The sequence below is a fragment of the Kineococcus sp. DHX-1 genome (assembly GCF_042473625.1).
GTDB lineage: Bacteria > Actinomycetota > Actinomycetes > Actinomycetales > Kineococcaceae > Kineococcus.
Map to the genome: position 1 here is coordinate 2,354,198 of NZ_CP170445.1, position 24,393 is coordinate 2,378,590.

The 24,393-nt window shown below is 74.6% G+C and carries 32 protein-coding genes and 1 pseudogene; 21 read left to right on the forward strand and 12 right to left on the reverse strand.

What is annotated here, in order from left to right; genetic code table 11:
• Positions 1–91: 91 nt before the first annotated feature.
• The 3 genes from ACFEMC_RS11385 to ACFEMC_RS11395 are packed head-to-tail and all read left to right on the forward strand — an operon-like array spanning position 92 to position 1,432.
• On the forward strand, positions 92–613 hold the full coding sequence (locus ACFEMC_RS11385) for a hypothetical protein (RefSeq protein ID WP_380176412.1): 522 nt from the start codon (positions 92–94) through the stop codon (positions 611–613).
• Positions 614–661: 48 nt separating this feature from the next.
• Complete coding sequence (gene msrB, locus ACFEMC_RS11390) at positions 662–1,099, forward strand: peptide-methionine (R)-S-oxide reductase MsrB (protein ID WP_380176414.1); 438 nt, start codon at positions 662–664, stop codon at positions 1,097–1,099.
• A gap of 15 nt (positions 1,100–1,114) precedes the next feature.
• Positions 1,115–1,432, forward strand: coding sequence for a hypothetical protein (locus ACFEMC_RS11395; RefSeq protein WP_380176416.1), 318 nt, complete (start codon positions 1,115–1,117; stop codon positions 1,430–1,432).
• Between the two features lie 6 nt (positions 1,433–1,438).
• On the opposite strand, the gene hemQ is transcribed toward ACFEMC_RS11395, so the two are convergent.
• From hemQ to hemE, 3 genes are read right to left on the reverse strand one after another with little or no spacing between them, the layout of a single operon-like run.
• A complete protein-coding gene (hemQ, locus tag ACFEMC_RS11400; RefSeq protein WP_380176418.1) occupies positions 1,439–2,149 on the reverse strand; it encodes a hydrogen peroxide-dependent heme synthase in 711 nt (236 codons plus the stop codon).
• A gap of 24 nt (positions 2,150–2,173) precedes the next feature.
• Positions 2,174–3,550: a protoporphyrinogen oxidase gene (gene hemG, locus ACFEMC_RS11405; RefSeq protein WP_380176419.1), complete on the reverse strand. Its 1,377-nt coding sequence runs from the start codon at positions 3,548–3,550 to the stop codon at positions 2,174–2,176.
• Complete coding sequence (gene hemE / locus ACFEMC_RS11410) at positions 3,538–4,605, reverse strand: uroporphyrinogen decarboxylase (RefSeq protein WP_380176421.1); 1,068 nt, start codon at positions 4,603–4,605, stop codon at positions 3,538–3,540. Before hemE ends, hemG begins: the two co-directional genes overlap by 13 nt.
• A 47-nt stretch (positions 4,606–4,652) precedes the next feature.
• Between hemE and ACFEMC_RS11415 the strand changes: the two genes are divergently transcribed.
• From ACFEMC_RS11415 to ACFEMC_RS11450, 8 genes are all read left to right on the forward strand, one after another.
• Positions 4,653–5,264: a DUF3000 domain-containing protein gene (locus tag ACFEMC_RS11415; RefSeq protein WP_380176422.1), complete on the forward strand. Its 612-nt coding sequence runs from the start codon at positions 4,653–4,655 to the stop codon at positions 5,262–5,264.
• A 113-nt stretch (positions 5,265–5,377) separates the two neighbouring features.
• Entirely contained in the window at positions 5,378–5,980 is a 603-nt protein-coding gene (locus ACFEMC_RS11420) for a response regulator transcription factor (RefSeq protein WP_179754984.1), read from the forward strand.
• Between the two features lie 34 nt (positions 5,981–6,014).
• Positions 6,015–7,286 carry an HRDC domain-containing protein gene (locus tag ACFEMC_RS11425; protein WP_380176425.1) on the forward strand — a complete coding sequence of 424 codons (1,272 nt, stop codon included), beginning with the start codon at positions 6,015–6,017 and terminating at the stop codon, positions 7,284–7,286.
• 111 nt (positions 7,287–7,397) lie between these two features.
• Entirely contained in the window at positions 7,398–7,832 is a 435-nt protein-coding gene (locus ACFEMC_RS11430; RefSeq protein ID WP_380176427.1) for an ATP-binding protein, read from the forward strand.
• A gap of 56 nt (positions 7,833–7,888) precedes the next feature.
• Positions 7,889–8,716: a hypothetical protein gene (locus ACFEMC_RS11435; protein ID WP_380176429.1), complete on the forward strand. Its 828-nt coding sequence runs from the start codon at positions 7,889–7,891 to the stop codon at positions 8,714–8,716.
• A 59-nt stretch (positions 8,717–8,775) separates the two neighbouring features.
• A complete protein-coding gene (locus ACFEMC_RS11440; protein ID WP_380176431.1) occupies positions 8,776–9,132 on the forward strand; it encodes a hypothetical protein in 357 nt (118 codons plus the stop codon).
• A complete protein-coding gene (locus ACFEMC_RS11445; protein WP_380176433.1) occupies positions 9,133–9,528 on the forward strand; it encodes a rhodanese-like domain-containing protein in 396 nt (131 codons plus the stop codon). It abuts the gene before it with no gap.
• A 20-nt stretch (positions 9,529–9,548) separates the two neighbouring features.
• On the forward strand, positions 9,549–10,565 hold the full coding sequence (locus ACFEMC_RS11450; RefSeq protein ID WP_380176435.1) for a cell wall-binding repeat-containing protein: 1,017 nt from the start codon (positions 9,549–9,551) through the stop codon (positions 10,563–10,565).
• On the opposite strand, the gene dxs is transcribed toward ACFEMC_RS11450, so the two are convergent.
• Entirely contained in the window at positions 10,475–12,430 is a 1,956-nt protein-coding gene (gene dxs, locus ACFEMC_RS11455; RefSeq protein WP_380176437.1) for a 1-deoxy-D-xylulose-5-phosphate synthase, read from the reverse strand. The genes ACFEMC_RS11450 and dxs overlap by 91 nt on opposite strands.
• Before the next feature lie 107 nt (positions 12,431–12,537).
• Positions 12,538–12,933 carry a hypothetical protein gene (locus tag ACFEMC_RS11460; protein ID WP_380176439.1) on the reverse strand — a complete coding sequence of 132 codons (396 nt, stop codon included), beginning with the start codon at positions 12,931–12,933 and terminating at the stop codon, positions 12,538–12,540.
• Positions 12,934–13,015: 82 nt separating this feature from the next.
• Between ACFEMC_RS11460 and ACFEMC_RS11465 the strand changes: the two genes are divergently transcribed.
• The 3 genes from ACFEMC_RS11465 to ACFEMC_RS11475 all read left to right on the forward strand — a co-directional run bounded on the left by ACFEMC_RS11465 (position 13,016) and on the right by ACFEMC_RS11475 (position 15,408).
• Entirely contained in the window at positions 13,016–13,600 is a 585-nt protein-coding gene (locus ACFEMC_RS11465; RefSeq protein WP_380176441.1) for a phosphotransferase, read from the forward strand.
• 308 nt (positions 13,601–13,908) lie between these two features.
• Positions 13,909–14,379, forward strand: coding sequence for a hypothetical protein (locus ACFEMC_RS11470; protein WP_380176443.1), 471 nt, complete (start codon positions 13,909–13,911; stop codon positions 14,377–14,379).
• A 351-nt stretch (positions 14,380–14,730) separates the two neighbouring features.
• Positions 14,731–15,408, forward strand: coding sequence for a hypothetical protein (locus tag ACFEMC_RS11475; protein WP_380176445.1), 678 nt, complete (start codon positions 14,731–14,733; stop codon positions 15,406–15,408).
• A gap of 126 nt (positions 15,409–15,534) precedes the next feature.
• Here the strand turns inward: ACFEMC_RS11475 and ACFEMC_RS11480 are convergent, their stop codons facing one another.
• Entirely contained in the window at positions 15,535–16,137 is a 603-nt protein-coding gene (locus tag ACFEMC_RS11480) for a GrpB family protein (RefSeq protein ID WP_380176447.1), read from the reverse strand.
• Between the two features lie 31 nt (positions 16,138–16,168).
• A complete protein-coding gene (locus ACFEMC_RS11485; RefSeq protein WP_380176449.1) occupies positions 16,169–17,080 on the reverse strand; it encodes a phosphotransferase in 912 nt (303 codons plus the stop codon).
• Positions 17,081–17,120: 40 nt separating this feature from the next.
• On the opposite strand from ACFEMC_RS11485, the gene ACFEMC_RS11490 reads away from it, so the two are divergent.
• Genes ACFEMC_RS11490 through ACFEMC_RS11500 form a run of 3 tightly spaced genes read left to right on the forward strand, consistent with a single transcriptional unit; the run spans position 17,121 to position 18,942 of the window.
• Positions 17,121–17,711: a class I SAM-dependent methyltransferase gene (locus tag ACFEMC_RS11490; RefSeq protein ID WP_380176451.1), complete on the forward strand. Its 591-nt coding sequence runs from the start codon at positions 17,121–17,123 to the stop codon at positions 17,709–17,711.
• Positions 17,708–18,601 carry an MFS transporter gene (locus ACFEMC_RS11495; RefSeq protein ID WP_380176453.1) on the forward strand — a complete coding sequence of 298 codons (894 nt, stop codon included), beginning with the start codon at positions 17,708–17,710 and terminating at the stop codon, positions 18,599–18,601. Before ACFEMC_RS11490 ends, ACFEMC_RS11495 begins: the two co-directional genes overlap by 4 nt.
• A complete protein-coding gene (locus ACFEMC_RS11500; RefSeq protein ID WP_380176735.1) occupies positions 18,535–18,942 on the forward strand; it encodes an MFS transporter in 408 nt (135 codons plus the stop codon). The genes ACFEMC_RS11495 and ACFEMC_RS11500 overlap by 67 nt, the downstream gene beginning before the upstream one ends.
• Here the strand turns inward: ACFEMC_RS11500 and ACFEMC_RS11505 are convergent.
• Together ACFEMC_RS11505 and ACFEMC_RS11510 are read right to left on the reverse strand one after the other, a co-directional pair.
• Positions 18,939–19,778 carry an SGNH/GDSL hydrolase family protein gene (locus ACFEMC_RS11505; protein WP_380176455.1) on the reverse strand — a complete coding sequence of 280 codons (840 nt, stop codon included), beginning with the start codon at positions 19,776–19,778 and terminating at the stop codon, positions 18,939–18,941. The two genes, ACFEMC_RS11500 and ACFEMC_RS11505, sit on opposite strands and share 4 nt — an antisense overlap.
• Before the next feature lie 57 nt (positions 19,779–19,835).
• Complete coding sequence (locus tag ACFEMC_RS11510; RefSeq protein WP_380176457.1) at positions 19,836–20,846, reverse strand: transketolase C-terminal domain-containing protein; 1,011 nt, start codon at positions 20,844–20,846, stop codon at positions 19,836–19,838.
• Between ACFEMC_RS11510 and ACFEMC_RS11515 the strand changes: the two are divergent.
• Both ACFEMC_RS11515 and ACFEMC_RS11520 read left to right on the forward strand, forming a co-directional pair.
• A pseudogene (locus ACFEMC_RS11515) lies at positions 20,748–21,326 on the forward strand (ROK family protein); the annotation flags it as partial. The gene ACFEMC_RS11510 and the pseudogene ACFEMC_RS11515 overlap by 99 nt on opposite strands.
• 218 nt (positions 21,327–21,544) lie before the next feature.
• Positions 21,545–22,210: a helix-turn-helix transcriptional regulator gene (locus tag ACFEMC_RS11520; RefSeq protein ID WP_380176459.1), complete on the forward strand. Its 666-nt coding sequence runs from the start codon at positions 21,545–21,547 to the stop codon at positions 22,208–22,210.
• An 8-nt stretch (positions 22,211–22,218) separates the two neighbouring features.
• On the opposite strand, the gene ACFEMC_RS11525 is transcribed toward ACFEMC_RS11520, so the two are convergent.
• From ACFEMC_RS11525 to ACFEMC_RS11535, 3 genes are all read right to left on the reverse strand, one after another.
• Positions 22,219–22,782, reverse strand: coding sequence for a dihydrofolate reductase family protein (locus tag ACFEMC_RS11525; RefSeq protein WP_380176461.1), 564 nt, complete (start codon positions 22,780–22,782; stop codon positions 22,219–22,221).
• A gap of 64 nt (positions 22,783–22,846) precedes the next feature.
• Positions 22,847–23,056, reverse strand: a complete 210-nt coding sequence (locus tag ACFEMC_RS11530; RefSeq protein ID WP_380176463.1) for a hypothetical protein — start codon at positions 23,054–23,056, stop codon at positions 22,847–22,849.
• 112 nt (positions 23,057–23,168) lie between these two features.
• On the reverse strand, positions 23,169–23,342 hold the full coding sequence (locus ACFEMC_RS11535; RefSeq protein ID WP_380176465.1) for an AAA family ATPase: 174 nt from the start codon (positions 23,340–23,342) through the stop codon (positions 23,169–23,171).
• Here ACFEMC_RS11535 and ACFEMC_RS11540 point away from each other — a divergent pair.
• Positions 23,326–23,934: a DUF6886 family protein gene (locus ACFEMC_RS11540; RefSeq protein WP_380176467.1), complete on the forward strand. Its 609-nt coding sequence runs from the start codon at positions 23,326–23,328 to the stop codon at positions 23,932–23,934. The genes ACFEMC_RS11535 and ACFEMC_RS11540 overlap by 17 nt on opposite strands.
• A gap of 20 nt (positions 23,935–23,954) precedes the next feature.
• Positions 23,955–24,380 (forward strand): hypothetical protein, encoded by a 426-nt coding sequence (locus tag ACFEMC_RS11545; RefSeq protein WP_380176469.1) that lies wholly within the window; start codon positions 23,955–23,957, stop codon positions 24,378–24,380.
• Positions 24,381–24,393: the final 13 nt, after the last annotated feature.

A 24,393-nucleotide genomic window follows, 5' to 3' on the forward strand; every position in this document is an offset into this window, starting at 1 on the left:
TGCTCAGGCCCCGGGGTGTCGACGCGATCACGGCCCCGATCCTGCCCGACACCGGGCTGCCGGGCCCACCCGCCCCCACTAGGGTCGGGACGTGCCTGTTGAGAACGCCTCGCCGTGGACCGTCGTCGTGCTCACCGAGGAGGCCTTCGGCGACGTCGACGCCCGCAACGTCGCGCAGCTGCACGCCGCCGAACGCGCCGAGGGACAGGACGTCCGCCACCTCGTCCTCGTCCCGGCCGACACCCAGCGCAGCCTCCTGGCCGACGTGGTGGACCGACTCAGCCTCGGGGAGCTGAAGGAGGCCCTCGCGGACCTGCGCGCCGGGAAGCCGGACGCGCAGGAGGCCCGCGCCGACGCAGAGACCGCCCTGCGCGCCACCGTGGAGGCGCTGCGCGCCGAAGGGCTCACGGCCGAGGGGAGGACCACCGAGGACGACCCGATGCCCGCGGTCCGCACTGCGCTGGCCGAGGAGCCGGACGCCCGCGAGCTGGTCGTCGTCACCCGTCCGCACGCCGTCGAGGACACGTTCCACGCCGACTGGGCGTCGCGGGCGCGGGACAGCCTCGGGGTGCCCGTCCTGCACGTCTACGCGGGCACGGCCCGCCTGGGCTGACGGAACACCGCACGGAACACCGCACGCGCCGGAGGGGTTGAGAGGGACATGACTGCGCACACGCCGGAGACCAGCAGCAAGACGTACAGCGTGACGAAGACGGACGCGGAGTGGCGCGCGCAGCTGGACCCGCAGGAGTACCAGGTGCTGCGCCAGGCCGGGACCGAACGCCCGTTCACGGGTGAGTACGAGGACACGACGACCGAGGGCGTGTACGCCTGTCGCGCGTGCGGGGCGGAGCTGTTCACGAGCTCGGAGAAGTTCGCCTCGCACTGCGGGTGGCCGTCGTTCTTCGACCCCAAGGACTCCGACGCCGTGGAACTGCTGGAGGACCACTCCCTCGGCATGCGCCGCGTCGAGGTCCGTTGCGCCACGTGCGGTTCGCACCTCGGTCACGTCTTCGAGGGCGAGGGCTACCCCACGCCCACGGACCAGCGCTACTGCATCAACTCGATCAGCCTCAGCCTGCGGCCGACGCAGGCCTGAGGCAGGGTGGGCTGCATGAGCGAGCAGCCCTACGAACCCCGCGATCCCGATGTCGACCCGCTGGCGGACCCCGACCTCCAGCAGGTCGACTCGGACGCGTCCCCCTCGGCCGACGACCCCGAGGTCCTGTCCACCGACACGCTCATGCGCGACGACCAGGACGACCAGGGCTGGGAGCCGGAGAACCGGCTCAGCAACTTCACCGCCGAGATCATCGAGGACGGTGACCGGGACTCCGAGACCCTCGACGAGCGGCTGGCCCAGGAGGAACCGGACGTCGACGCCACCCGCGCGGGTGACGCCGACTCCGAGGCGGACTACCGCCAGGTCTGAGGTCCCTCAGGGCAGGGCGTTGACGAGCTCGGGCAGCTCGACGCGCGGCCCGGTGAAGAACGGGACCTCCTCGCGGACGTGACGGCGGGCCTCGGTGGCCCGCAGGTCGCGCATGAGGTCGACGATGCGGTGCAGCTCGTCGGCCTCGAACGCGAGGACCCACTCGTAGTCGCCCAACGCGAACGCGGACACGGTGTTGGCGCGCACGTCCTCGTAGGGACGGGCCGCCAGCCCGTGGTCGCGCAGCATCGTCCGGCGCTCGGCGTCGGGCAGCAGGTACCAGTCGTAGGACCGCACGAACGGGTAGACGCAGACGTAGTCGCGCGCCCGCTCCCCCGACATGAAGGCCGGGACGTGGCCGCGGTTGAACTCCGCGGGGCGGTGCAGGCCGACGACCGACCAGACAGGTGCGAGGTGGCGCCCGAGACGGGTGCGGCGCAGGCGGCGGTAGGCCTCCTGGACGAGCTCGATGGTCGGCGCGTACCACCAGACCATGACGTCGGCGTCGGCGCGCAGACCGGCGACGTCGTAGAGGCCGCGGACGACGAGGCCCTTGCCGGTCAGTTCCTCGAGCAGGCCCGCGACCTCGTCGGTCATCTCGGCCCGGTCGGCGTCACCGAGGGTGGTCTCGACGGCGAACACCGACCACATCGCGTAGGCGATGGTGTCGTTGATCTCGTCGGCGGTCGGGCCCGTGGTGGTGGTCGTGTCGGACATGACCCCAGTGTCCCCCAGGGCTCCTCAGGCCACCTCGGCGGCCGCCCGGTGGGCCGCTGCGATGCAGGCGGGGACGCCGACGCCGTCCAGGACGGACCCGCACACGGCGAGGTTCCCCGCGGCGCCGACCGCGACGCGCAGCCGGGCGACGCGGTCCAGGTGCCCGACAGCGTACTGCGGCAGGCCGTCCACCCAGCGCACGACGGTCTGGTCGACCGGGTCCAGGTCGCGACCGAGCAGGGCGGAGGCGTCCTGCGTCGCCCAACGCACGACGTCCGCGTCGTCGGCCTCCAGCGCCTCGGTCTCCCGGGCCCGGCCCAGGGAGACGCGAAGGACCGCGAGCTCGTCGCTCTGCGCGCCCACCCAGCCCCACTTGCGGCCGGACAGCGTCAGGGCCTTGGCGCGCAGCCCTCGGCCCGCCCCGACGACGGGCGGGACGAGGACGCCGGACCCGGTCAGCCCGTCGAGGTCGGCGGCCGGGACGGCGAGCGCCGTGATGACCATGCTCGCGGTCTCGACGTCGGCGAGCTCGGCCGCGGCGGCGGGCACCTCGGTGGCCAGGAGCCGGGCGGCGGCCGGGGCGGGGACGGCCAGCACGACGGCGTCGGCGTCGACGACCCCGTCGGGGGTGCGGACGCGCCAGCCGTCGGCGGTGCGGGTCAGGTCGCGCACGGGGGTCCGGGTCCGCACGTCGGCGCCGTGGGCGAGCAGGTGCTCGAGCAGCGCGAGCGGCAGGCGCGCGAGGCCGCCCTCGACGCCGGCGAAGACGGGTCCGGTCACGGTGGGCGCGGGGCCGAGTCCGCTGAGCAGGGAGCCGCCGCGGACGGCGTGCTGCCAGAGCGCGGGAACCGTGGCCTGCAACGACAGTCGTCGGGCGTGCCCGGCGTAGACCCCGCCGAGGAGCGGTTCGACGAGCCGGTCGACGACGTCCTGCCCGACGCGGTCGGCCACGTAGTCGGCGACGCTCACGTCGTGCTCGAGGGGGGCCGCGGGTCGGTCGGGTTCGGTGCGCACGCGCTCGACGGCGTCAGGCTTGAGCAGCCCCTGGACGGAATCGGCCGAGCGGGGCACGCCCATGAGGGTCCCGGCGGGCAGCGGGCTGAGCCCGGCCGCCGTGGCGACGGAGGCCTTCGTGGTGGCGGGGTGGACGAGCGGCAGGTCGAGCTCGCGGGCGAGGGTCGTGCCCTCGGGCCGGCGGGCGAGCATCGACTCGGCGCCGAGGTCGACGGTCAGTCCCCCGACGTCGGCGCGCTGCAGGACACCGCCGACGCGGTCGCCGGCCTCCAGGACGGTGACGTCGCAGCGCTCGAGGAGGTCGCGGGCGGCGACGAGCCCGGACAGGCCCGCGCCGACGACGACCACGTGACGACGGTGAGGGGCCTGCGTGGTCAGCTCCGCCACGCGTGGACCTCCTCGACGACGCGGTGCAGGACGTCGGGATCGGCGGTCGGCGGGACACCGTGGCCGAGGTTGACGACGTGCCCGGCGCCGGCGCGCTCGCCCTCGCGCAGGATCCGGTGCAGGTCCTCGCGCAGCACCTCCCACGGTGCGAAGAGCAGCGCGGGGTCCAGGTTGCCCTGGACGGCGACCGGGCGGCCGGCCCCTTCGCGGCCACGGGCGGCGCCGACGTCGAGCGGCACGCGGAAGTCGACGCCGAGGACGTCGACGCCGCCGTCGACGGCGGCCATCGCGCCGAGCAGTTCCCCGGTGCCGGTGCCGAAGTGGGTGCGGGGGACGCCGAGGTCGCGGACCGCGCCGAGAGCGGTCGCGGAGTGCGGGGCGACGAGCCGTTCGTAGACGGCCAGCGGCAGGGACCCGACCCAGGAGTCGAAGAGCTGGACGGCGGAGGCGCCGGCGAGGACCTGGGCGCGCAGGAACGTGCCGGTGATCTGGGCCAGGCGGGCAGCCAGGTCGTGCCACAGTTGCGGGTCGGCGTGCATCAACGCCTTGGTGTGCAGCAGGTCCCGCGAGGGCCCGCCCTCGACGAGGTAGCTGGCGAGGGTGAAGGGGGCGCCGGCGAACCCGATGAGGGGGACGTCCCCGAGCTGTTCCGTCGTCAGCCGCACGGCGTCGGTGATGTGCTGCAGGGCGTCGAGGGTGAGCTCGGGGATGCGGTCGAGGTCGGCGCGGGTGCGCACGGGTTCGGCGATGACGGGACCGGTGCCGGGGACGATCTCGACGCCCACGCCGGCCGCCTCCAGCGGGACGACGATGTCGGAGTAGAAGACGGCCGCGTCGACGTCGTAGCGCCGGACCGGCTGCAGGGTGATCTCCGCAACGAGCTCGGGGCGGCGGCAGGACTCGAGCATCGTGGTGCCTGCCCGGACGGCGCGGTACTCCGGCAGGGAGCGGCCCGCCTGGCGCATGAACCAGACCGGGGTGCGGGAGGGGCTGGTCCCGCCGCGTGCGGCGTGCAGGTACGGGGAGGTCTGGTCGGGCACGCTCTGGTCAGGCACGGACGCGATGCTCCCACGGCGTGGCTGCACCGCCGCCGGGGGCGGGGATGCCTACGCTCCCTGGCGTGACCGCTCACCGAGGACGCTCAGGACCTGGTGCGCCCGGCGTCCCCGTCGCCTTCGAGGCGGCCGTGGCGGCGGTGCGCGAGGTCCGGCTGCGATCGGAACTGGTGCTGACCGAGGTCCCGGCGCCCGCGCGTATCGCGCCGCACGCGTGGGCCGTGGCCGGGGACGTGGTCCTGGACGGCGAGGAGCTCGCCACCGGCCGCTTCATCCTGCTGCACGACCCGTCGGCGCCGCAGGAGTGGGGCGGGGAGTTCCGGGTCGTCACGTACGCACGTGCCGACCTCGAGGCCGAACTCGGCGCCGACCCGTTGCTGGGTCAGGTCGGCTGGTCCTGGCTGGAGGACGGTCTGGCGCACGCCGGCGCGGAGGCGACCGGGGTCGGCGGCACCGTGACGCGGGTGCTGTCCGAGGGCTACGGCGCCCTCGCCGACCGGGAGGCGTCGGTGGACGTCGAGCTGCGGGCGTCGTGGACGCCCCGCGACCCCGCGGGACTGCCGGCCCACCTGCAGGCGTGGGGCGAGCTGGTCTGCACGGTGGCGGGGCTGCCGCCGCTGCCCGAGGGCGTCGTGTCCCTCGGCCGCCGCACCCTCTGATCCACGCGCTGACGCGCAAACGTTCAAGGACCGCCCCCGGGTGGCCGATCACCTCCTCAGTACCAGAGGTGCACCCGCCAGGGGTGCGCCCGATCGCCTGCAGGAGGACGACGGTGACTGCGCTCGTCGAACGCCCCGGGATGGCCGTTCCTTCCCGTCTCGGCCGCTTCGCGGCCCTCGTCGCCGTCGCGGACCCCGCGGTGCGCGAATCGGTGACGCGCACGCTGCGCATGCTCGGCGCCGTGAACGTCGAGCACGCCACGAGCGTGGCCCAGGCCCGCGCGATGGCCCGCACGGGTCCGCGCGCCCTGTTCATCGCCGACGCCGGGCTGCCCGACGGCTCCGGTGCCCAGCTCGTCTCCGAGCTGCGCGCGGCCGGCTGGAACCGCTGCGTCGTGCTGTCCTCGAACGCCGACCCGTTCGCCGTGCGCGGTGCGGTCGCGGCCGGCGTCCGCTGCTACCTCGTCACCACGCGCCCCGAGGGCGTCGGCTTCGAGGGCCGCGGCGGGGAGTCCGGGGTGGACTCGCTGTCCGAGCGCGAGGTCGAGGTGCTGCAGCACGTCGCCGACGGCCGCTCCAACAAGGACACCGGTGCCCTGCTGGGCCTGTCCGCGCTGACGGTCAAGAGCCACCTGGCCCGCATCGCCCGCAAGCTCGGCACGGGCGACCGTGCCGAGATGGTCGCGATCACCCTGCGCGCAGGTGTGATCCAGTGACTTGAGCGCACCACCGGTCACGTACGGTGGTGCGGTGACGAACACGCCGACGGAGCAGCAGGAACAGGTCGCCGAACCTGAGCTGCCGCTGCTGTCGGCCCCCGCCGACGGCCTGCCGCCCGTCGTGGCCGACGAGGCCGCGCTGGCGCAGGTCGTCGCTGCGTTCGCGGCCGGGACGGGCCCCGTCGCCGTCGACGCCGAACGCGCGTCGGGCTACCGGTACGGGCAGCGCGCCTTCCTCGTGCAGCTGCGCCGCGCGGGGGCCGGCACCGCCCTGATCGACCCCGCCGCCCTGCCGGACCTGTCCTCCCTCGGTGAGGCGCTGCAGGGGGTGGAGTGGGTGCTGCACGCTGCGAACCAGGACCTGCCCTGCCTGGCGGAGCTGGGCATGCACCCGAGCACCCTGTTCGACACCGAACTGGGGTCGCGGATCGCGGGGTTGCCGCGCGTGGGCCTCGGCGCGGTCGTCGAAGAACTGCTGGGCCTGCGGCTGGCCAAGGAGCACTCGGCCGTCGACTGGTCGACCCGGCCGCTGCCCGAACCCTGGTTGACGTACGCGGCCCTCGACGTCGAGGTCCTCGTCGAGCTGCGCGACGCGCTCGCCGAACGCCTTGCGGCGCAGGGCAAGCTGGAGTGGGCCCAACAGGAGTTCGAGCACGTCGCGACCACTCCCCCGCCCCCGCCGCCGGCCGAGCCGTGGCGTCGGACCTCCGGGCTGCACGCCGTCCGCTCCCGCCGCCAGCTGGCCGTCGTGCGCGAACTGTGGCTGGCCCGCGACGCCGAGGCGCGGCGCAAGGACACCTCCCCCGGCCGGTTGCTGCCGGACTCGGCGATCGTGGCGGCCGCCCGGGCGATGCCCCGCACCCCGCAGGCCCTCGCGGCGACGTCCGGGTTCACCGGACGAGCGTCCCGGTCCCGGTTGTCGCTGTGGGCCGACGCCGTCGCCGCCGGCCAGGCGCTGCCCGACGCCGACCTGCCGGCCCACCAGCCGCGCGGGGACGGTCCCCCGCCGCCGCGCGCCTGGGCGGCCAAGGACCCCGAGGCCGCGGCACGGCTGAACGCCGCGCGCGCCGCCGTGACGGCCGTGGCCGACGAGCACGGACTGCCGGTGGAGAACCTGCTGCAGCCCGACGCGCTGCGCCGCCTCGCGTGGGCGCCGCCGAGCCCGCTGGGGGAGTCCTCCGTCCGCGAGGCGCTGGCCGCGCGCGGGGCGCGGGGCTGGCAGCTGGACCTCGTCGCCGCCCCGCTCGTGCAGGCGATGGCGGACGCCGTGGTGGAGGACACCGCCGCAGCCGTGGACGCCTGACGGTCGTCGCCCGAGCACGACGACACCGTTCGCCTTGCCGGGTTCGCCCGAGTGGGGGATGGTCGTCCCGGTCACGAAGCGGTGACGGTGTCGACGGTGACGGAGCTTGACGTGGAACGTCTCACCCTGGACGAGCAGCTGTCCGCCGCCTCGATGGCGCGGCACTGGGTCTGCGACCACTGCCCTGACGAGCACCTGCCGGTCGCCCGGCGCTGGATCGCCGAACTCCTCACGAGCGAACTCGTGCAGAACGCGCTCGACCACGGCCGCGGTCCCGTCGTGCTGTCCCTGACCCACGACGAGGAGGGCATCCTCGTCGGCATCACCGACGGCGACGACCGCGTCCCCACGCTGCGGGCGCAGTCGCCGCAGGCCACCGACGGTCGCGGCATCGCGCTCGTCGACGCCCTCGCCACCGCCTGGGGCGTCTACCGCAGCGACGAGGTCGGCGGGCAGGCCGAGGACGAGAGCGCCACGTGGTGGCCCCAACCCCGCGACGAGGGGTCACCGGCCAAGACCGTCTGGTTCCACCTCGCGACACGCTGACCCGTCCGGGCGACGACGACGCTGCACCGGGGCCCGTTTCGCCTACGGTCGGGCACGTGAGCACCGAACAGCCGCCCCCCGTCCGGGCCATCCTGCGACGCAGCGTGCTGGCCACGAGCGTCGTGGACGACCTGGACGTCGACCTCGACGACGACGGCGTCCGCCTGCCCGGGTGCATCCCGCTGGAGTGGGCCGACCTCGCGCGCGCCGCCGGTTCCGCCGCGACCGACGGCGACGAGGACGTCACGCGCCTGCGCGTCGGGGACGTCCTGCACGCCCACCTCGAACTGCACTCCGGCACCGCCCGCGTGGTCCCGCTGGCCGTGCCGGCCGGTGCCGACCGCCACCCCGGCTCCGGCTGGACCCACGGGACCGTCCTCGGCGGCGCGCTGCACCTGGGGCTCGGCGTCGTCGTCCCGCGAGGCCGCTCCGAACGCACCCTGCCGCTGCCCGTCGCCTCGGCACGCGCCACCGGCCGGTCGACCACCGTCGCCGAGCGCGACCTCGCGCGCCTGGAGGACATCGGCGCCCTCGTCGTGCAGCGTCTGCTGCGGGACACCGGCACCCCGACGGCGGGGGTGCTGCGTCCGGTCGGCGGCTGCGACGTCCCGACGCTGCTGGCCTCGCGGGCGCTGCGCGAGCACCTCGTGGCCGGCCCGGACCGGACGCCCGGCAACGTCCTGCGCGCGGTCGCGGTCCCGGACCGGACGCGCGGCTGGTTCGACCTGGCCCGCATCGACCCCGCCTACGTGGGCGCGGCGTGGGCGGCCACGGACCCGGCGGACCGGGGTCTGCGCCGGCCCGTCGTCGTCACCCGCGAGGAGGTCGCGCTGGCGCCGACGAGCCCGGACCTGGTCGAGAAGGTGCTCGCCGAGGGGCAGTAGCCCGTGGGGATCCGGTAACGAACGAGACACGGAGCCCTTCGTCCGGTGGAATGGGCGGTGTGCAGCTCGGGGCCACAGCCGCTGAATCCATCACCATCCGCGGGAACGACGTCTTCCTGCGCGCCGAAGGGCGCACGGAGGTCTACGACCTCGCGTACGCGCGCATGCTCGTCCCCTACCTCAAGGGCGAACGCCACGTGCCGCCGCTGCGGATGGCGCACTTCCGTCCCGGCATGAAGCCGTGGATCTGCCTCAGCGTCATCGAGGACGACGGTCACGAGCCGAACCTGTCCGGCATCGCGATCTACTCCGGTCTGGGCACCCACCGCGAACTCGGCTTCCACCTCTCGCCGTCGGAGGCGTGGCGGATGGCGGAGATGCTCGAGCACGCCCTGCAGGCGCGCGAAGCGGCCTGAGTGGGCGCCGCCGAGCACCTGGCGCGGGTGCGGGCGGGACTGGACCGGCTGAGCCCGTCGGAGCTGCTCGCCGAGCAGGCTGCCGGGGCTCTCGTCGTGGACACCCGGACGCCGTCGCACCGCGCGGCACAGGGCGAGTTCCCCGGGGCACTGGTCATCGACCGGACCGTGCTGGAGTGGCGGCTGGACCCCACCTGCCCGTACCGGATCCCCGAGGCGACGGGGCCGGACCTGCGCGTGGTCGTCGTGTGCCGGCACGGGTACAGCTCCTCACTGGCGGCGGCGTCGCTGCGGGCCGTGGGGCTGCGCCGGGCGACCGACCTCGTCGGCGGTGTGCAGCGGTGGATCGCCGAGGGGTTCCCGGTGCACCGCGGCGCCGTTGACGTGCGGGAGTGAGCTCCTCGTAGAGTCACACCATGTTCACCAAGCGTCACATCGCGGGGGTGGTGGGCGCGTTGGCGGCGGTCTGCGGCCTGTCGTTCGCCCCGGCCGCGCACGCGGTCAGCACCCCGTTCGTCTACAGCGGCACGGTCCGCGCCGACGGGGCGGACCGCTACGCGACGGCGGCGCTGGTCTCGCGGGGGTCGTTCGCACCCTCGACGGGCTCGACGGTCTTCCTGGCCAGCGGTGAGTCGTTCGCCGACGCCCTGGCCGCCGGACCGGCGGCCGCGAACCTCGACGGCCCCCTGCTCCTCACCGCCGCGAGCGGGCTGCCGGCGGCGACCCGCGCCGAGCTGACGCGGTTGAAGCCCTCGTCCGTGCACGTCGTGGGCGGGACCGAGCGTGTCCCCGACGCCGTGCTCGCCGCCGTCCGCGCGCTGCTGCCGTCGGTGACCGTGGACCGCACCGCCGGCGCGGACCGGTACGCCACGGCCGTCGCGGTGGCGCAGAAGTTCTTCCCCGCCCAGCAGGCGTCGTTCGTGCTGGCCCGCGGGGACGCCTTCCCCGACGCGGTCTCCGGAGCGGCCCTGGCCGGGTGGCGCGGTGAACCGCTGCTGCTGACGGCGCCGGACCGCCTGCCGGACCCGGTGACGACCTGGCTCAGCGCCGCCGAACGGGCCCGCGCCACCGTCATCGGCAGCACCGACTCGGTCTCGGCGGCCGTGGCGGCGCGCGCCGACCTGTTCCTGTCCGCTCCCGACGCCGTGACGCGCCTCGCGGGCGCCGACCGGTACGCGACGTCCGCCGCGGTCGCCCGCGCCGTGCACGCCCAGTCGCAGGTCGCGGTGGTGGCGACGGGCCGGACGTTCCCCGACGCCCTGGCCGCCGTACCGGCCGCGGCCGTCAACGGCGCCCCGCTGCTGCTCGTCCCCGTGGACTGCACGCCCGCGGAGACCGGCGCCTACGTCGAGGGGAACGCCGCGCTGCGCGGGGTGCTCGTCGTCGGGGACTCCTCGGCCGTCGCCGACGAGGCGCTCGAGCGGGTCTGCTGAGCGACCGCCTCGACGACGCAGCGGGCCACGTCCTGCGGGGCCAGGCCCGCCTCGTCGAGGAGCGTCTCGCGGTCCCCGACGTCCAGGAACCGTTGCGGCAGAGCGAAGACCTGCACCGCGGTGGCGTCCCGGCGGGTCCGCAGGGCGGCGGCCAGGGCCCAGCCGACGCCCCCGACCTCGCCGCCGTCCTCGAGCACGGCGACGTGGGAGTGCGCCGCCGCGAGGTCGACGAGCGCCTCGTCCACGGGCACGACCCACCGCGGGTCCACGACGGTGACGCCGACACCGTGCTCGCGGACCCGACGAGCGACCTCGAGGGCCCGCGGGACGAGGGCCCCGACGGCCACGAGCAGCACGTCGTCGCCCCTGGACCACGCGTCACCCTCGAGGACGTCGGCGTGGCCGGAGCGGGCGATCGCCGGGATGGCCGCGGGGACCTTGCCCTTGCCGAACCGGACGACGGTCGGGGCGTCCTCGACGGCGACGGCCTCGCGCAGTTCCTCGCGCAGGGTCTCGGCGTCGCGCGGTGCGGCCAGCCGCAGCCCCGGGACCAGCCGGCACAGGCCGAGGTCCCACATGCCGTGGTGACTGGGGCCGTCCGGGCCGGTGACGCCGGCGCGGTCCAGGACGAAGGTGACGCCCGCGCGGTGCAGGGCGACGTCGAGGAGCACCTGGTCGAAGGCGCGGTTGAGGAACGTCGCGTAGACCGCCACGACGGGGTGCAGACCGCCCGCGGCCATGCCCGCCGCGGAGGTGGCGGCGTGCTGCTCGGCGATGCCAACGTCGAACACGCGGTCGGGGAACGCGTCGGCGAACTCCTGCAGGCCGACGGGGATCTGCATGGCCGCGGTGACGCCGACGACGTCGCGGCGGGTCGTGGCGATCTCGGTGATCTCCCGGCTGAACACGCTCGTCCACGAGGCCCCGGAACTCGCCTGCGCCTCCCCCGTCTCGGGGTCGATGACCCCGACGGCGTGGAAGTGGTCGGCGTCGTCGGCCAGGGCCGGCTGGTACCCGCGGCCCTTCTGCGTGATGACGTGGACGATGACCGGGCCGCCGAACGACTTCGCCCGCCGCAGAGCGTGTTCCACGGCTTCGGTGTCGTGCCCGTCGACGGGTCCGACGTACTTCAGGCCGAGGTCCTCGAACAACCCCTGCGGGGCCACGATGTCCTTCAGCCCCTTCTTGACGCCGTGCAGCGTCTCGTAGGCCAGGCGCCCCGGAGCCCCGCCCCTGCGCAGCGACTGCTTGCCCCAGTCCAGGAGGCGTTCGTACTCCCGCGTCGTGCGCAGGGTCGCGAGGTGGGAGGCCATCCCGCCGATCGTCGGGGCGTAGGACCGTTCGTTGTCGTTGACGACGACGATCACGGGCCGGTCGGAGGCGGCGATGTTGTTCAGCGCCTCCCAGGCCATCCCGCCGGTCAGCGCGCCGTCGCCGATGACGGCCACGGCCGTGCGGTCGCGCTCGCCGCGCAGCGCGAACGCCTTCGCCAGGCCGTCCGCCCACGACAGCGACGTCGAGGCGTGGGAGTTCTCGACGACGTCGTGCTCGCTCTCGGCCCGCGAGGGGTACCCGGACAGGCCGCCCGCCTCGCGCAGCCGGCTGAAGTCCTGCCGGCCGGTCAGCAGCTTGTGGACGTAGCTCTGGTGGCCGGTGTCGAAGACGATGCGGTCGCGCGGGGAGTCGAAGACGCGGTGCAGGCCGATCGTCAGCTCGACGACGCCGAGGTTGGGGCCGAGGTGACCGCCCGTCCGGCTCACCGCGGCGACGAGGAAGTCGCGCACCTCCCCGGCCAGCTCCGGCAGCTGCTCCGGGGCCAGGGCCTTGAGGTCGGACGGACCCTGGATGGACTCGAGCAGCCCCATGCGGGGTGGCCTCCTGTGGCTGGGCGGACGGACCCGGCGAGTCTAGGAGCCGCCTGCGACACCGGGGTCGCGAACCCGCCCGGCCGGGTCAACCGTTCACGAGCGGCTCACAGACGGGGCACGAACCGCGTCCCGTCGAGCGCCTGGTCGAGCAGGTCGACGGCCCGGGCCACGCGCCGCAACCGCAGGTCCTCTCGCTCCAGGACGTCGAAGACGCCGGGTGCGGCCTCCGGGGGCAGCCGGTGCGCGAGGTCCCGCCGGGCGGTGCTCGTGGCGCGCCGGACGGCGTCGCGCTGCGCGGCGACGTGGTGCTTGACCAGCCAGACGAGCAGGACGGGCTGGTGGCGCGCCGCGGGGTAGGTCCGGTACTCCGGCGGCGCCTGGTCCAGCAGCCAGGCGACGGCGTCCACGCGCCAGTCCTCCACGTCCTGCGCGTCCGGCGGGGGGACCTCCTGGGGCCACCCCGGCGGGCCGTGGCGGACCGCGCGCGACTTCTCGAACACGTGTTCGAGGATAGGCGACGGGGCGCATGCCGTCTCGGTGATGGTTGTGCGCAGGTCCAGGAGGGGTGCCATCGTGCGAGCGGTGACCCACGGAGCGACGGACGGCCCCATCGACGGGTCCCGCGGGTGCTTGGTCCTCTCCGGGGTTCCCGGAGCCGGCAAGTCCACCGTCGCCGCTCTGGTGGCCGGTGCACTGCCTCGTAGTGCCGTCGTCGACGCTGACGCGGTGGCGGTGATGGTCCGCAGCGGCTGGGTGGGCCCCGTCGACGAGCCCGCCGAGGAGGCTCGGGCCCAGCTCGTGCTGCGCGCCCGCAACGTGTGCCTGCTCGCCGGTTCCTTTTCCGAGGCGGGCTTCTTCCCCGTCGTCGACCACGTCGTCGCCGATGCGGTCATGGCGGAGGCGATGGTGCAGTGGTTGACGCCGGCGCCGGTGTGGTTCGTGACCCTGGCGCCGGACCTGGCGACCGCGAGTCGGCGCAACACCCGACGCCCCGGCATCGAGCAGGTCGACTACGACATCTCGGGTCTGCACGCCACCATCGCGGACGAACTCAGCGCACTCGGCTGGTACTTCGACACCACGCACCTGGACGCCGAGTCCACCGCGCGGGCGATCCTCACGGAAGCACCCCGTCGCGCGCAGGTCACGTCGAAGCACCGGCCGTGACCTGTCGGCACGCGTCGCCGGCGCCGCCCACCGCAGGACTCGACGTGGAACTCACCCGTCCTGTGCCGCGGCGGACCGACGAGGCCGATGCTCCCGGCGACCAGGGCCGCGGGCACTCGGAGGTCTTGCGCCGGCACTGAACACCAGCCGGCCGAACCTGATCGAGAACTCCCGCGGAACCGCGCCACGACCGCAGGGTTCCGCTGCTGGCCACCTTCGCCGGCACCGCTCACCTGCCGGGCCTGGACGCTGTCCGTGACGCCGGTGGTGGGCAGATCCGGTACGTCGTCGAGGGTGAGGAGGCGAGGGTGGTCGTGCTGGACTCCCTCGTCGAACCAGGGCCGGGAAGCAGCGACGTGCGCGGCGCCGGCCGGCTGGGCCGTGAGCAGCTGAGATGGCTCGAGGGGGAGCTCGGGACCCGTCCGCGAACACCGACGCTGCTGGTCCTGCACCATCCACCGATCGCGGTGGGCATCCCCTTCCTGGACGCCATGGGTCTGCTGGACGCCGACGACCTGCGGGAGGTGCTGGTCCGGCACGCGCAGGTGCGCGGGCTGCTGGCCGGTCACGTCCACCGGCAGGTGACCGGAACCCTGGCCGGGGCGATCGTGTCCCTGGCGCCGAGCACCTTCCGTCAGAGCGCACTGGAGATGGCCGGCGATCGGCCGCCGGGGTACCTCGCCGAGCCGACCAGCTTCTTGCTGCACTCCCTCGACGAGGCCGGGTACGTGGTCCACACGGTCGCGGTCAGCCACGCAGGGGCTGTCCTGGCGGTCTGAACCCTGAGGACCCCGAGCCTGAGGTTCCTCGTCCGCGCGCCGCCATGGCCAGTTCAAGCGTCTGTCCTGCAACGACGTGCAGTGTCCAGCCACTCGGGACGGCGACGGAGCCGCCGTCCAGCGTTCCGCCACTGTCGATGCGGACCCCGTCGCGTCCCGGCACCGGTGGTGGTCAGCGCGTGGTGACTGCCAGTGCCGCTCCGGCGGTCTCGGGGCGGAGTTCTCCGGCGACCGCCCGCCGCGACCGGTCCTTCTACGCCACGAACCAGCCCCGGCACAGGTTCTCCTCAGGTCCGCAGCCGCAACTGGTGGCACGGGGAACGGTCCCCGACGACGAGACGAGGATCGACCATGAAGATGACCAAGCGGATCGTCGGTGCCGGTGTCGCCGGGATCGTCGCCGTCTCGGGCCTGGGCGTGGCGGTCCTCGCCTCCCCCGCCACCGCGGCCACCAGCACCACCGACTCCAGCGGCGCGACCGGAGCGTTGGCCAACCGTCTGCAGCGGGTCAAGGACGCGCTGGCCGGCCTGGTGAGCGACGGGACCATCACCCAGGACCAGGCCGACAAGGTGGCCGACACGCTCAGCACCAGCGACGCGCTGCGCGGGGGCCCGGGCGGTCACGGCGGCCGCCTCGTCGACCTGGACACCGCGGCCACCACGCTGGGATTGAGCCTGGACGACCTGCGGACCGCGCTGCAGGCAGATGGGGCCACGCTGGCCAGCGTCGCCTCCTCCGAGGGAGTGGACGAGCAGAAGCTCGTCGACGCCCTCGTCGCGGCGGCCAAGACCCGCCTGGCCCAGCAGGTCAGCGACGGGAACCTCACCCAGGCCCAGGCCGACGCCCGCACCGCCGACCTGCCCGCCCAGGTCGAGAACGCGGTGGAGTCCACCTTCCCGGGACGTGGCGGCCGCGGCGGTCCCGGCGGCGACCACGACGGCGAGGGTCCCGGTTCGTCCTCGTCGTCGGGCTCCGGGGGCAGCTCCGGCACCCCCGGCGCCAGCCCGAGCTCGTCCACCGCAGCCTGAGTCCGTCACCACCTCAGCACGCACGCGGAGCCCGGCTCGCCCCCACGGGCGGGTCGGGCCCTGCCGCGTGTCACCTCGCCCGAGCGCCCGGAGACCTCGCAGCCCATCGTCTTCGAACCAGCTGCGTCAGGCTCGGGGCCTCCGACGCCCCCACGTCTCGAACTCCTCCTGCACCGCGTCGAAGAACTCCGTCTTCGCGCGCGTGTAGTCGTCGAAGTCCGGATCCCCGGCGTGCTCGGCCGCGGCCGCGGCCTTGAACTCGGCGTACCGGTCGCGCGCCTCGGGGTGGGCGCGCAACCAGTCGCGGAACCAGACCGTGTACCGCGCCCAGGGCGACGCGGTGAGCCGCACGTGCAGGATCGAGGCCTCGGGCCCGTCGACGTCCCGGGTGAACAGGCGTTTGCGCCACACCTCGTCCGGGACGACCTCGGAACCGCGCGGGAGGTCGTGGTGCACACCGGGGGAATCCGGACGGGCTCCCACCGCGGGCACGAAACCCACCGAGGCCAGGGCCTCGTCCAGGACGGTGGACGCCGGGAGTTCCGTCACCGTCACCTGCAGGTCGACGTACGCCTTCGCGGACAACCCGGGCACCGACGTCGACCCGATGTGCTCGAACGAGTCCGCCACGCCCAACGGCGCGAGGACCCGCCGGACGTCGGCGAGGAGCCGGGCCGCCCGCCGCGGCCACTCGGGGTCGTACGGGCGCAGCACAGCGGGTCCGGTCACCCAGGCACGGTAGCCCGTCGCCGAAGGACGGTCAGACCGCCGCGCCCGCCGTGACGTAGTTCCTCGTCCACTCCTCCCACACCGCCGCCGCGCGCCACCCCGGGTCCGGAACGGGTCCGAGGACCCCCCACAACCGCAGCGCGTTCCACGCCAGCGCGGTCGTCGACGCGCGCTGGACGTCCCCGTCGTGACCGACGGGCAGGCCGTGGGCGCGGCGGCGACCGGCCATGAGTCCCGCCAGGTCCTGCCACCCGGAACGCGCCGGGTCGGAGTTCAGCACCTGCGCGTACGTGGCCTCCACGACCCACGGCATCCGGCAAGGTTCGCAGTCCACCAGGACCGCCGGCGAACGGATAGGGGCGGGCGTGCGCACCAGGGCGTTCGCGAGGTGCAGGTCGCCGTGGCAGACCTCGGGCGGGCAGATCTCGACCAGGAGTTCCCAGTCGACGTCGAGCCGGGAGAGCAGGGTGTCCACGGGACCGGGCGCGCCGCGGTCCCGGGCGAGGCGGATCCAGTCGCGCACCTGGTCCCGGGTGAGTTCCGCGGCAGGCAGTCGGACGTGGCGAGCCGCTCGCTGGAAACGCACGCCGGCGTCCAGCAACACCGCGAACTCCGCACCACCCCAGCCTCCGTCCAGGCCGTGGGGCAATTGTTCCAGGGCCAACCACTCCAGGTCGGCTCCCGCGAGGCGGGTCCCGCCCGCGAAAACCCGCGGGACGAGGGAGGGTTCCACGCGCGCGAGTTCCCGGGTCCACGCCACCTGGGCCGGGGAGGCACCGACCTTCACCAGGACGTCGACGTCTGCACCCGACCAGGTCCCGGTGAGGTGCACGCTCCCGCTGCCCCACGGCATCGACCGGGGGCCGGAACCGGAGAAGGGCGCCAGCGCCGGTTCGGCGCGCACGAGGTCGTGGACGCGCGCGAGTTCCGTCGCCGTGGGCACCCGGGGAACGGTAGCCCGTCCGCTGCGTCAGGCTGGCCGCATGAGCGAGGACGCGCGACGTTGCTGGGACGAGCAGGCCGCCACCTTCGACGAGGCCGCCGACCACGGGTTGCGCGACCCGGCGGTCCGGCGGGCCTGGTCCGACCTGCTGCTCCCGCTGCTGCCGCCGGCAGCCGTCGTCGCCGACCTCGGGTGCGGCACGGGCACCCTGTCCGTGCTCGTGGCGGAAGCGGGTCACGACGTCCACGGCGTCGACCTCTCGCCGCGCATGGTCGATTCAGCCCGCGCCAAGGCCGCCGCCGCAGGGGTCCCGGCCCACTTCCGGGTGGGCGACGCCGCCGACCCTGCGTTCGAGCCCGGATCGGTCGACGTGGTGCTGGCCCGCCACGTCCTGTGGGCCTTCGAGGAACCGGCCGACGTGCTCGGCACCTGGACGCACCTCCTGCGTCCGGGCGGCCGGCTCCTGCTCGTGGAGGGCCACTGGTCGACGGGAGCCGGCCTGACGGCGGCGCACCTGACCGACCTCGTCCTGCGCCACCGCGGGGAGGCCGAGGTGACGCGCTTGACCGCGCCGGCCTACTGGGGAGGTCCGGTCGACGACGAGCGGTACCTGCTGGTCAGCCGCCGGTGAGGGCCCGCCGCCTCCTGCAGGACAGCCCGGACTTCCGGCGCCTCCTCGGCAGCAGCACCGTCTCGCTGCTGGGGTCGAGCACCACCGCGGTCGCCCTGCCGCTGACGGCGGTCACCGTCCTGCACGCGACGCCGTGGCAGATGGGGCTCCTGTCGGCCGGTGCGCTGCTGCCCAACCTCCTGTTCGCCCTCCCCGCCGGGGTCTGGCTGTCCCGCAGGCCGTTGCGGCGTGTCCTCGTCGCGACCGACCTCGTCCAGGCCCTCCTGGTCGCCTCGATCCCCGTCCTGGCCGTCCTCGACGTCCTGCGGCTGTGGCAGCTGGGCGTGGTCGTGGTGCTGGCCGGCACCTGCAGCCTCTTCGACGCCGTGGCGGCCGAGTCCCTCACGCCCGCGGTCGTGCCGCGGGCGGACCTGCTGACGGCGAACGGGCTGCGTGCCCTCAGCTCCTCGACCGTCGGCACCAGCGGCAACGCCCTCGCGGGCGTCCTCGTGGGCCTCCTGACGGCACCGCTGGTCCTGGTGGTCGACGCGTTCTCGTTCGTCGTGTCCGCCCTGTGGCGCCGACGGCTCACCGCCGACGGCCGGGTCCCCTCCGCCGGTCCGGTGGAGCGCGAACCGCTGCCGCGGCTGGCTGCACGAGGTGTCACAGTGCTCTGGCACGCACCCGCCCTGCGGTGGACGACGCTCGCCGCGACGGTGGGTGCCCTGGCGGGCGCCGTCCAGAACGTGGTCCTCGTCCTGTTCCTCGTGCGGGGGCTGCACCTGCCGGACGTGGGGTCGGCCTCGTCGTCGCCCTCGCCGGCGCCGCCGGCATCGTCGGCGCCCTGGTCGGCCCCGCCGTCACCGCCCGCTGCGGCAGCGGGCGGACGTTCCTCCTCGGGATGCTGCTGACGGGTCTGGCCGGTCTGGCCCTGGCCGCGGCCACGGGACCCTCCGCGGTCGTGGTCGCGCTGCTCGTGGCGGGGCAGGTCCTGCGGGGAATCGGGCCCGCCTTCTTCGGGATGAACCAGCAGACGCTGCGGCAGACCCTCGTCCCGGCCGAGCACCTGCCGCAGGCCCTGGCGACGTGGCGGCTGCTCGTGCACGGCGTCCAGCCCGTCGGCGCCGTCCTCGGCGGGATCCTCGGCGCGGCGGCCGGTCTGCGGTGGACGCTCGTCGCCGGCAGCGTCCTGCTGCTCCTCGCGACCGCGGCGGCCACGCGCCCGCTCGTCCGCCTGACCCCGGAACGCTAGGCGGGACCGGCCTGGACCTGCGGTGGCGTGCGCCCCTGCCGCCGGTGCTGCAGCGGCGGGACCCACCGCGTCAGCAATGCCCGGGCGATCGCGGCGTGGCCGAGGGCGCTGGGGTGGTCCCCGTCCGCGGCCAGCAACGGGGTCGGGTCCACGGTCCCGTCGTCGCCGTGGAACACCGGGCCGAGGTCGACGTAGGTGGCGGCGTGCCGGGCGGCGTCGGCGGCCAGCGCGGCGTTCACCTCCGCGGTCAGCTGCACCTGGGCGGCGGCCTGCCTCGGCGTGTACAGCGCACGGGCCACCGCCCCGTCCAGGCCGACGGCCCAGTACCCGGTGACGAACACCCGCGGGTGGCGCGGGGAGGCGTCCAGGTCGGTCAGCAGGGCGTCGACGGAGGAGGAGACGTCCTGCACGCCGGCCTGCACCCGCGCCTGCCAGGCCGCGGTGGCGGCCGTGTGCGCCGGGTTCGGGACGGCCGCCACGAGAGGTTCGACGTCGTTGGCGCCGATGGTGATGACGACGTCGTCAGCCGACTGCAACGCGGTCCGCACCGCAGCTTCCCGCGAGGCCGCCAGGGCGTCGGCCGCCGTCGCGCCGTCGCTCCCGTGCGTCTCCACGCTGACGGGGATCCCGGTGGCCGCGGTCAGGTCGCGACCGAACCGGGTGGGGAATCCGGTGCAGCCGCAGGCGTGGGCCCCCGTCACCGAGTCCCCCAGGGCCACCAGTCGCAGAGGTGCGGGGGTGGCCGCCGCCGCCGGGGCGGCGGCCGCGAGGAGGGGCAGGCCGACGACCGCGCCTGCGACCACGGGCAGGCCCGCACGACCACGCCACCTCAGCACGCGAACTCCTGTCTCGACGTCACCACCGCCCACCGCCGGACCACCGTACCCGCGACGTCACCCGTTCTGCGAGAGCGCGTCCCGGGCCGTGGCCACGACTCCGGCGACCGTGACCCCGAAGTGCTCGAAGAGCGTGGCGGGAGGTGCGGAGGCGCCGAAGTCCTCGATGCTCACCGTCCGGCCGTCGAGACCGACGAGGTCGTGCCAGCTCTGGGCGCTGGCCGCCTCGACGGACACGCGGGCCCGGACCCGCGCCGGCAGGACGGACTCCCGGTACGCCGTGTCCTGCTCGGCGAACCACTCCCGGCACGGCATCGAGACGACGCGCACCCGGACACCCTCAGCCGCGAGCGTGCGCCCGGCCTCCACCGCCAGCTGGAGTTCGGACCCGGTGGCGATGAGGACGACCGCCGGATCACCGTCGGGACCGCCCTCCCACCGGACGTACCCGCCACGCACCGCGCCGTCCGCGGAGGTGAAGCCGTCCTCGTCCTCCGGCAGCACCGGCAGGGACTGGCGGCTGAGCGAGAACGCGGCGGGGCGACCCCGGTGGCCCAAGACCTTCCACAGCACCGCCGTCGCCTCGTTCGCGTCCCCGGGACGCAGGACGTCCAGCCGCGGCATCGCCCGCAGGGAGGCCAGGTACCCGACGGGTTGGTACGTCGGACCGTCCTCTCCCAGACCGATGGAGTCGTGGGTCCAGACGTAGAGCGTGGGCAGCCCCATGAGGGCCGCGAGCCGGACAGCCGGGCGCATGTAATCGGGGAAGACGAGGAACGTGCCGCCGCAGGGGCGGGACAACCCCGAGTGCGCGATGCCGTTGAGCGCCGCCGCCATGAAGTGCTCGCGGATCCCCCAGGGGATCGTCTGCCCCGCGGGGTGGGCGTTTCCCCGTCGTCGACAACGACGTGAACGTCCAGACCGTCGCCGAGCACCACCGGTTCTGGCCGGAGGTCTCCCACCTGTTTCTACGTGAAGATCGGCACCGGCGTGGGCAGTGGCATGGTCGTCGACGGGGCGGTCAACCGGGGCGCCCAGGGCGGGGCCGGGGACATCGGTCACGCCCACGTCGGCGGGTACGGCGACCCGCAGTGCCGGTGCGGGAACCTCGGGTGCCTGGAATCCCTCGTCGGTGGCTGGGCGCTGGCCCGTGACCTGCGCGATGCCCCCCGGCCGGACATGCACGACGCCCGGGACGTGGCCCGCCAGGTGACGCTGGGCAAGGTGCAGGCCGTGACCCGGCTGCGGGCCGCGAAGCGGATCCTCGGGGAGGCCGTCGCCTTCGCCACCAGCCTGCTGAACCCGGAGGTCATCGTCCTCGGGGGATTGCTGAGCGTCAGCGGCGACCACCTGATGGCCGGGGTCCGAGAAACGGTGTACCAGCGGTCGCACCCCCTGGCGACGCGGCAGTTGCGCATCGTCCCCACGGGGTTCCGGTCACGGTCGGGGATCGTCGGCGCCAGCTACCTCGTCCGGGACCACGTGCTGTCCCCCGCCCGGGTGGACGCGCTCCTCGCCGCAGGCGGTTCCCCGTTCGAACTGCCCTGACCGGTCAGGCCAACGTTCTCCGCGGGTCGTGGCGGTGGCGCACCCGCGCGAGTCGCGCCCGGTCGGCCGACGACCACAGTGCGCTGTGGTCCCCGTCGCCGGCCAGGTTCAACGGTCCAGCCGTTCGCAGCGCCGCCACGGCCGAGGGGGACCTGTGGGCGTTCGTCGCCCTCTTCCGGGACGACAGCGGACGCACGCGCCAGTTCAACGCGGCGGAGATGGAGTTCGTCAGCAGCGTCGCGCCCACGCTGGCCCGCGGGATCCGCGCGAGCCTCGTGGCGAGCACCGCGGCGGCTCTCGACGGCTGCGCTGCAGGTGGTCCCGGGGTCCTGCTCGTCGACGACGCCGGGAACGTCCTGTCCGCCAACGCCGAGACGGCTGAACGCATCGCCGCGCTGGGCGGCGGGCCGCTCGGCGCGACGGCGCTGCCGATGTCGGTCCAGTCGGTGGTGAAGGCCGCTCGACGCTTCGGTCGCGGCCAGGAGACCTGGGCCCCCCGCATCCGGGTGCCGACGCGCACCGGCCGGTGGGTGGTCGTGAGCGCCTCGCCCTTGACGACGTTCGGCGCGGGAGGTCCGTCGACGACGGCCGTCACCATCGAGGACGCCGGCGCCGGGGACGTGCTGCCCCTGGTCGTCGCGGCCTTCGGTCTGACGCCCCGCGAGCAGGAGGTGGTGCGACTCGTGCTGCGCGGCGTCTCGACGGCGGAGATCGGCAAGGAACTCCACGTCTCGGCGTACACCGTGCAGGACCACCTCAAGTCCGTGTTCGACAAGGTGAACGTGCGCAGTCGCCGGGAACTCGCCGCTCGGGTGTTCGTCGAGGAGTACGTCCCGCGGATGGCGTCGGGACGCCCGCTCGGGGCGGGCGGGTTCTTCGTCTGACCCGCTCGTCAGGCCTCGCGCACCGCGTAGCGCAGAAGGACCGCTCCCCCGGCGAACCGGCGTTCCTCGAGGAGGTCGAGGTCGACGCGCAGACCCGCCGGCATCGCGGGTCTTCCGCCGCCGACCGTGACGGGACACACCAGCAGGACGCACTCGTCGACGAGACCGTGCCGGAACGCCTCGGCCCCGAGCGCGGCTCCACCCACGCTGAGGTCCGTGTCGGACGCCTCCACGAGGGCCCGGACGACGTCGGGGTCGAACTCGCGGTGCAGCGTCGTCCGCGACGTGGTCACCGCGTCCAGCGTCCGGGAGAACACGACCTTCTCGGCGTCTCGCCAGATCGCGGCGTACTCCCGCACGACGTCCGGTTCACCCTCGAGCCAGTCGTCGTCCTCCCAGACGCGCATCGTCTCGTACATGCGCCGGCCGTAGAGCGACGTCCCGATGCGCCGTTCGTGCTCGTTCCAGAACGCGTGCACCTCCTCGTCCGGGACGGACCAGTCGAACGCGCCGGACGCGTCCTCGAGGTAGCCGTCGAGCGAGGTGTTCGCCGCGTAGACCAGTCGACCCATGGGTTCCTCCGCCCTCCCGAACTCCACCCTGCACCGGAGGGGACCGCCGGACAAGGGGTCGCCTTCACGCGCAGGACGTAGCGGCCCGCAGTTCCGACAGGACGACGTCGAGGTCGACGGCGCCGTCCGTCGGGACCCGCACCACCGGCCCCAGTGCGAGGGGTTCGGCGTCCGCCGCCCAGCGGTCGTAGTCCTCCTTCAGCCGCAGCCCGTCCTCGTGGACGAGCGATCCCCGGCGCGCCGCGTACCGCTGCCGTGACAGCGCCGGATCCACGTCGCACCACACCTCGACCACCCCGGACGCCCCGCACGTCGCCACGCCCCCGCGCGGGCGAAGGCCAGGTCACGTGGGCGGAACCACCACGACTCCACCAGCACCGTGTCCATCACGACAGCGCCCAGCCGGGCGCGGGGGAACTGCGCCGGCGGCACGGGGCGAGAGCGTCCTCCACCGCGTCCTTCCCCAGGCACGGCCACCCCGTCCGCTCGACCAGGCCACGAGACAGCGTCGTCTTCCCGGCTCCGGGCAACCCGTTCAGGAGGATGACGACGGCGGCCACCGGCCCACCCTGGCACAGTGCTGCCGTGGTGGCGGCGGACGCACGAGGACCCCGGCTGTTCCACGTGAGCGACGCCGGGCCACTGGCGCGCATGGTCCCCCGACCCTCCCCGCCCGGCACGGAGCACACCGGGCGACCGTGGGTGTGGGCCGTGGACGAGGAGCACCTCCCCCACTACCTGCTGCCGCGACAGTGCCCCCGGGTGTGCTGGCGTGCGAGCGACGCGACCGGGCCGCTCCTCGCGTCGACGGCCCGTCGCGTCGTCGCGGTCGAGGACGGATGGGTCCGCCGTCTGTCGTCCACCACCGTGCACGTGCACGCGCTGGACCCCGCGACGTTCCACCTCCTCGACGCGCAGGCCGGCTACTGGGTGTCGGACGAGCCCGTCGACGTGCTGTCGGTGCAGCGGGTCGACGACTGCGTCCTCGCGCTCGCCGCGCACGACGTGGAACTGCGGGTCGTTCCGTCGCTGTGGCCCCTCGTCGACGTCGTGACCGAGCACGCCGCCGAGTTCAGCGCCGTCCGGCTGCGGAACGCCGGACCCCGCCGGGTTCCAGGACGTCGCCCGGGCGGCGGATCCAGCGACGCCTGAAACGTCCCGAACCATCCTGCATGTTCACCTCCGCGGTCACCGGGGCCCGTGTCGTGGGTTTCACGCGCGAGGCCGGCTGGTGCCAGGCCCCCGGGTGCGCCCACCCCGTCGCCGAGGGCGCGGCGATCGTCGTCCTGCCCGACGGCCGGTTCGCCCACTTCGCCCGCACGTGCGTCCGGCACGTCCTGGGGGTGACGCTCACGCTCGAGGACCTGCTGGCCATCGAGGCCCGGCGTCACGCCGCCTTCGTCATGGGCCTGGCCCACGTCCACGCGGCGTTCGTCCGCGAGGACCCCGACCTGTGCGCCGGCCTCCTGCTGACCCTGGAGGAACTGCGGCCCGCGACGGTCGCCGAGCGCATCGTCCTGGAGTCGGCCCGGTCACGGCTCGAACTCGTCGTCGCCACGGGGACGGTGGTCGAGACGGCCGAGGTGGTCGAGGCGTAGGCCGCGGCCGCCG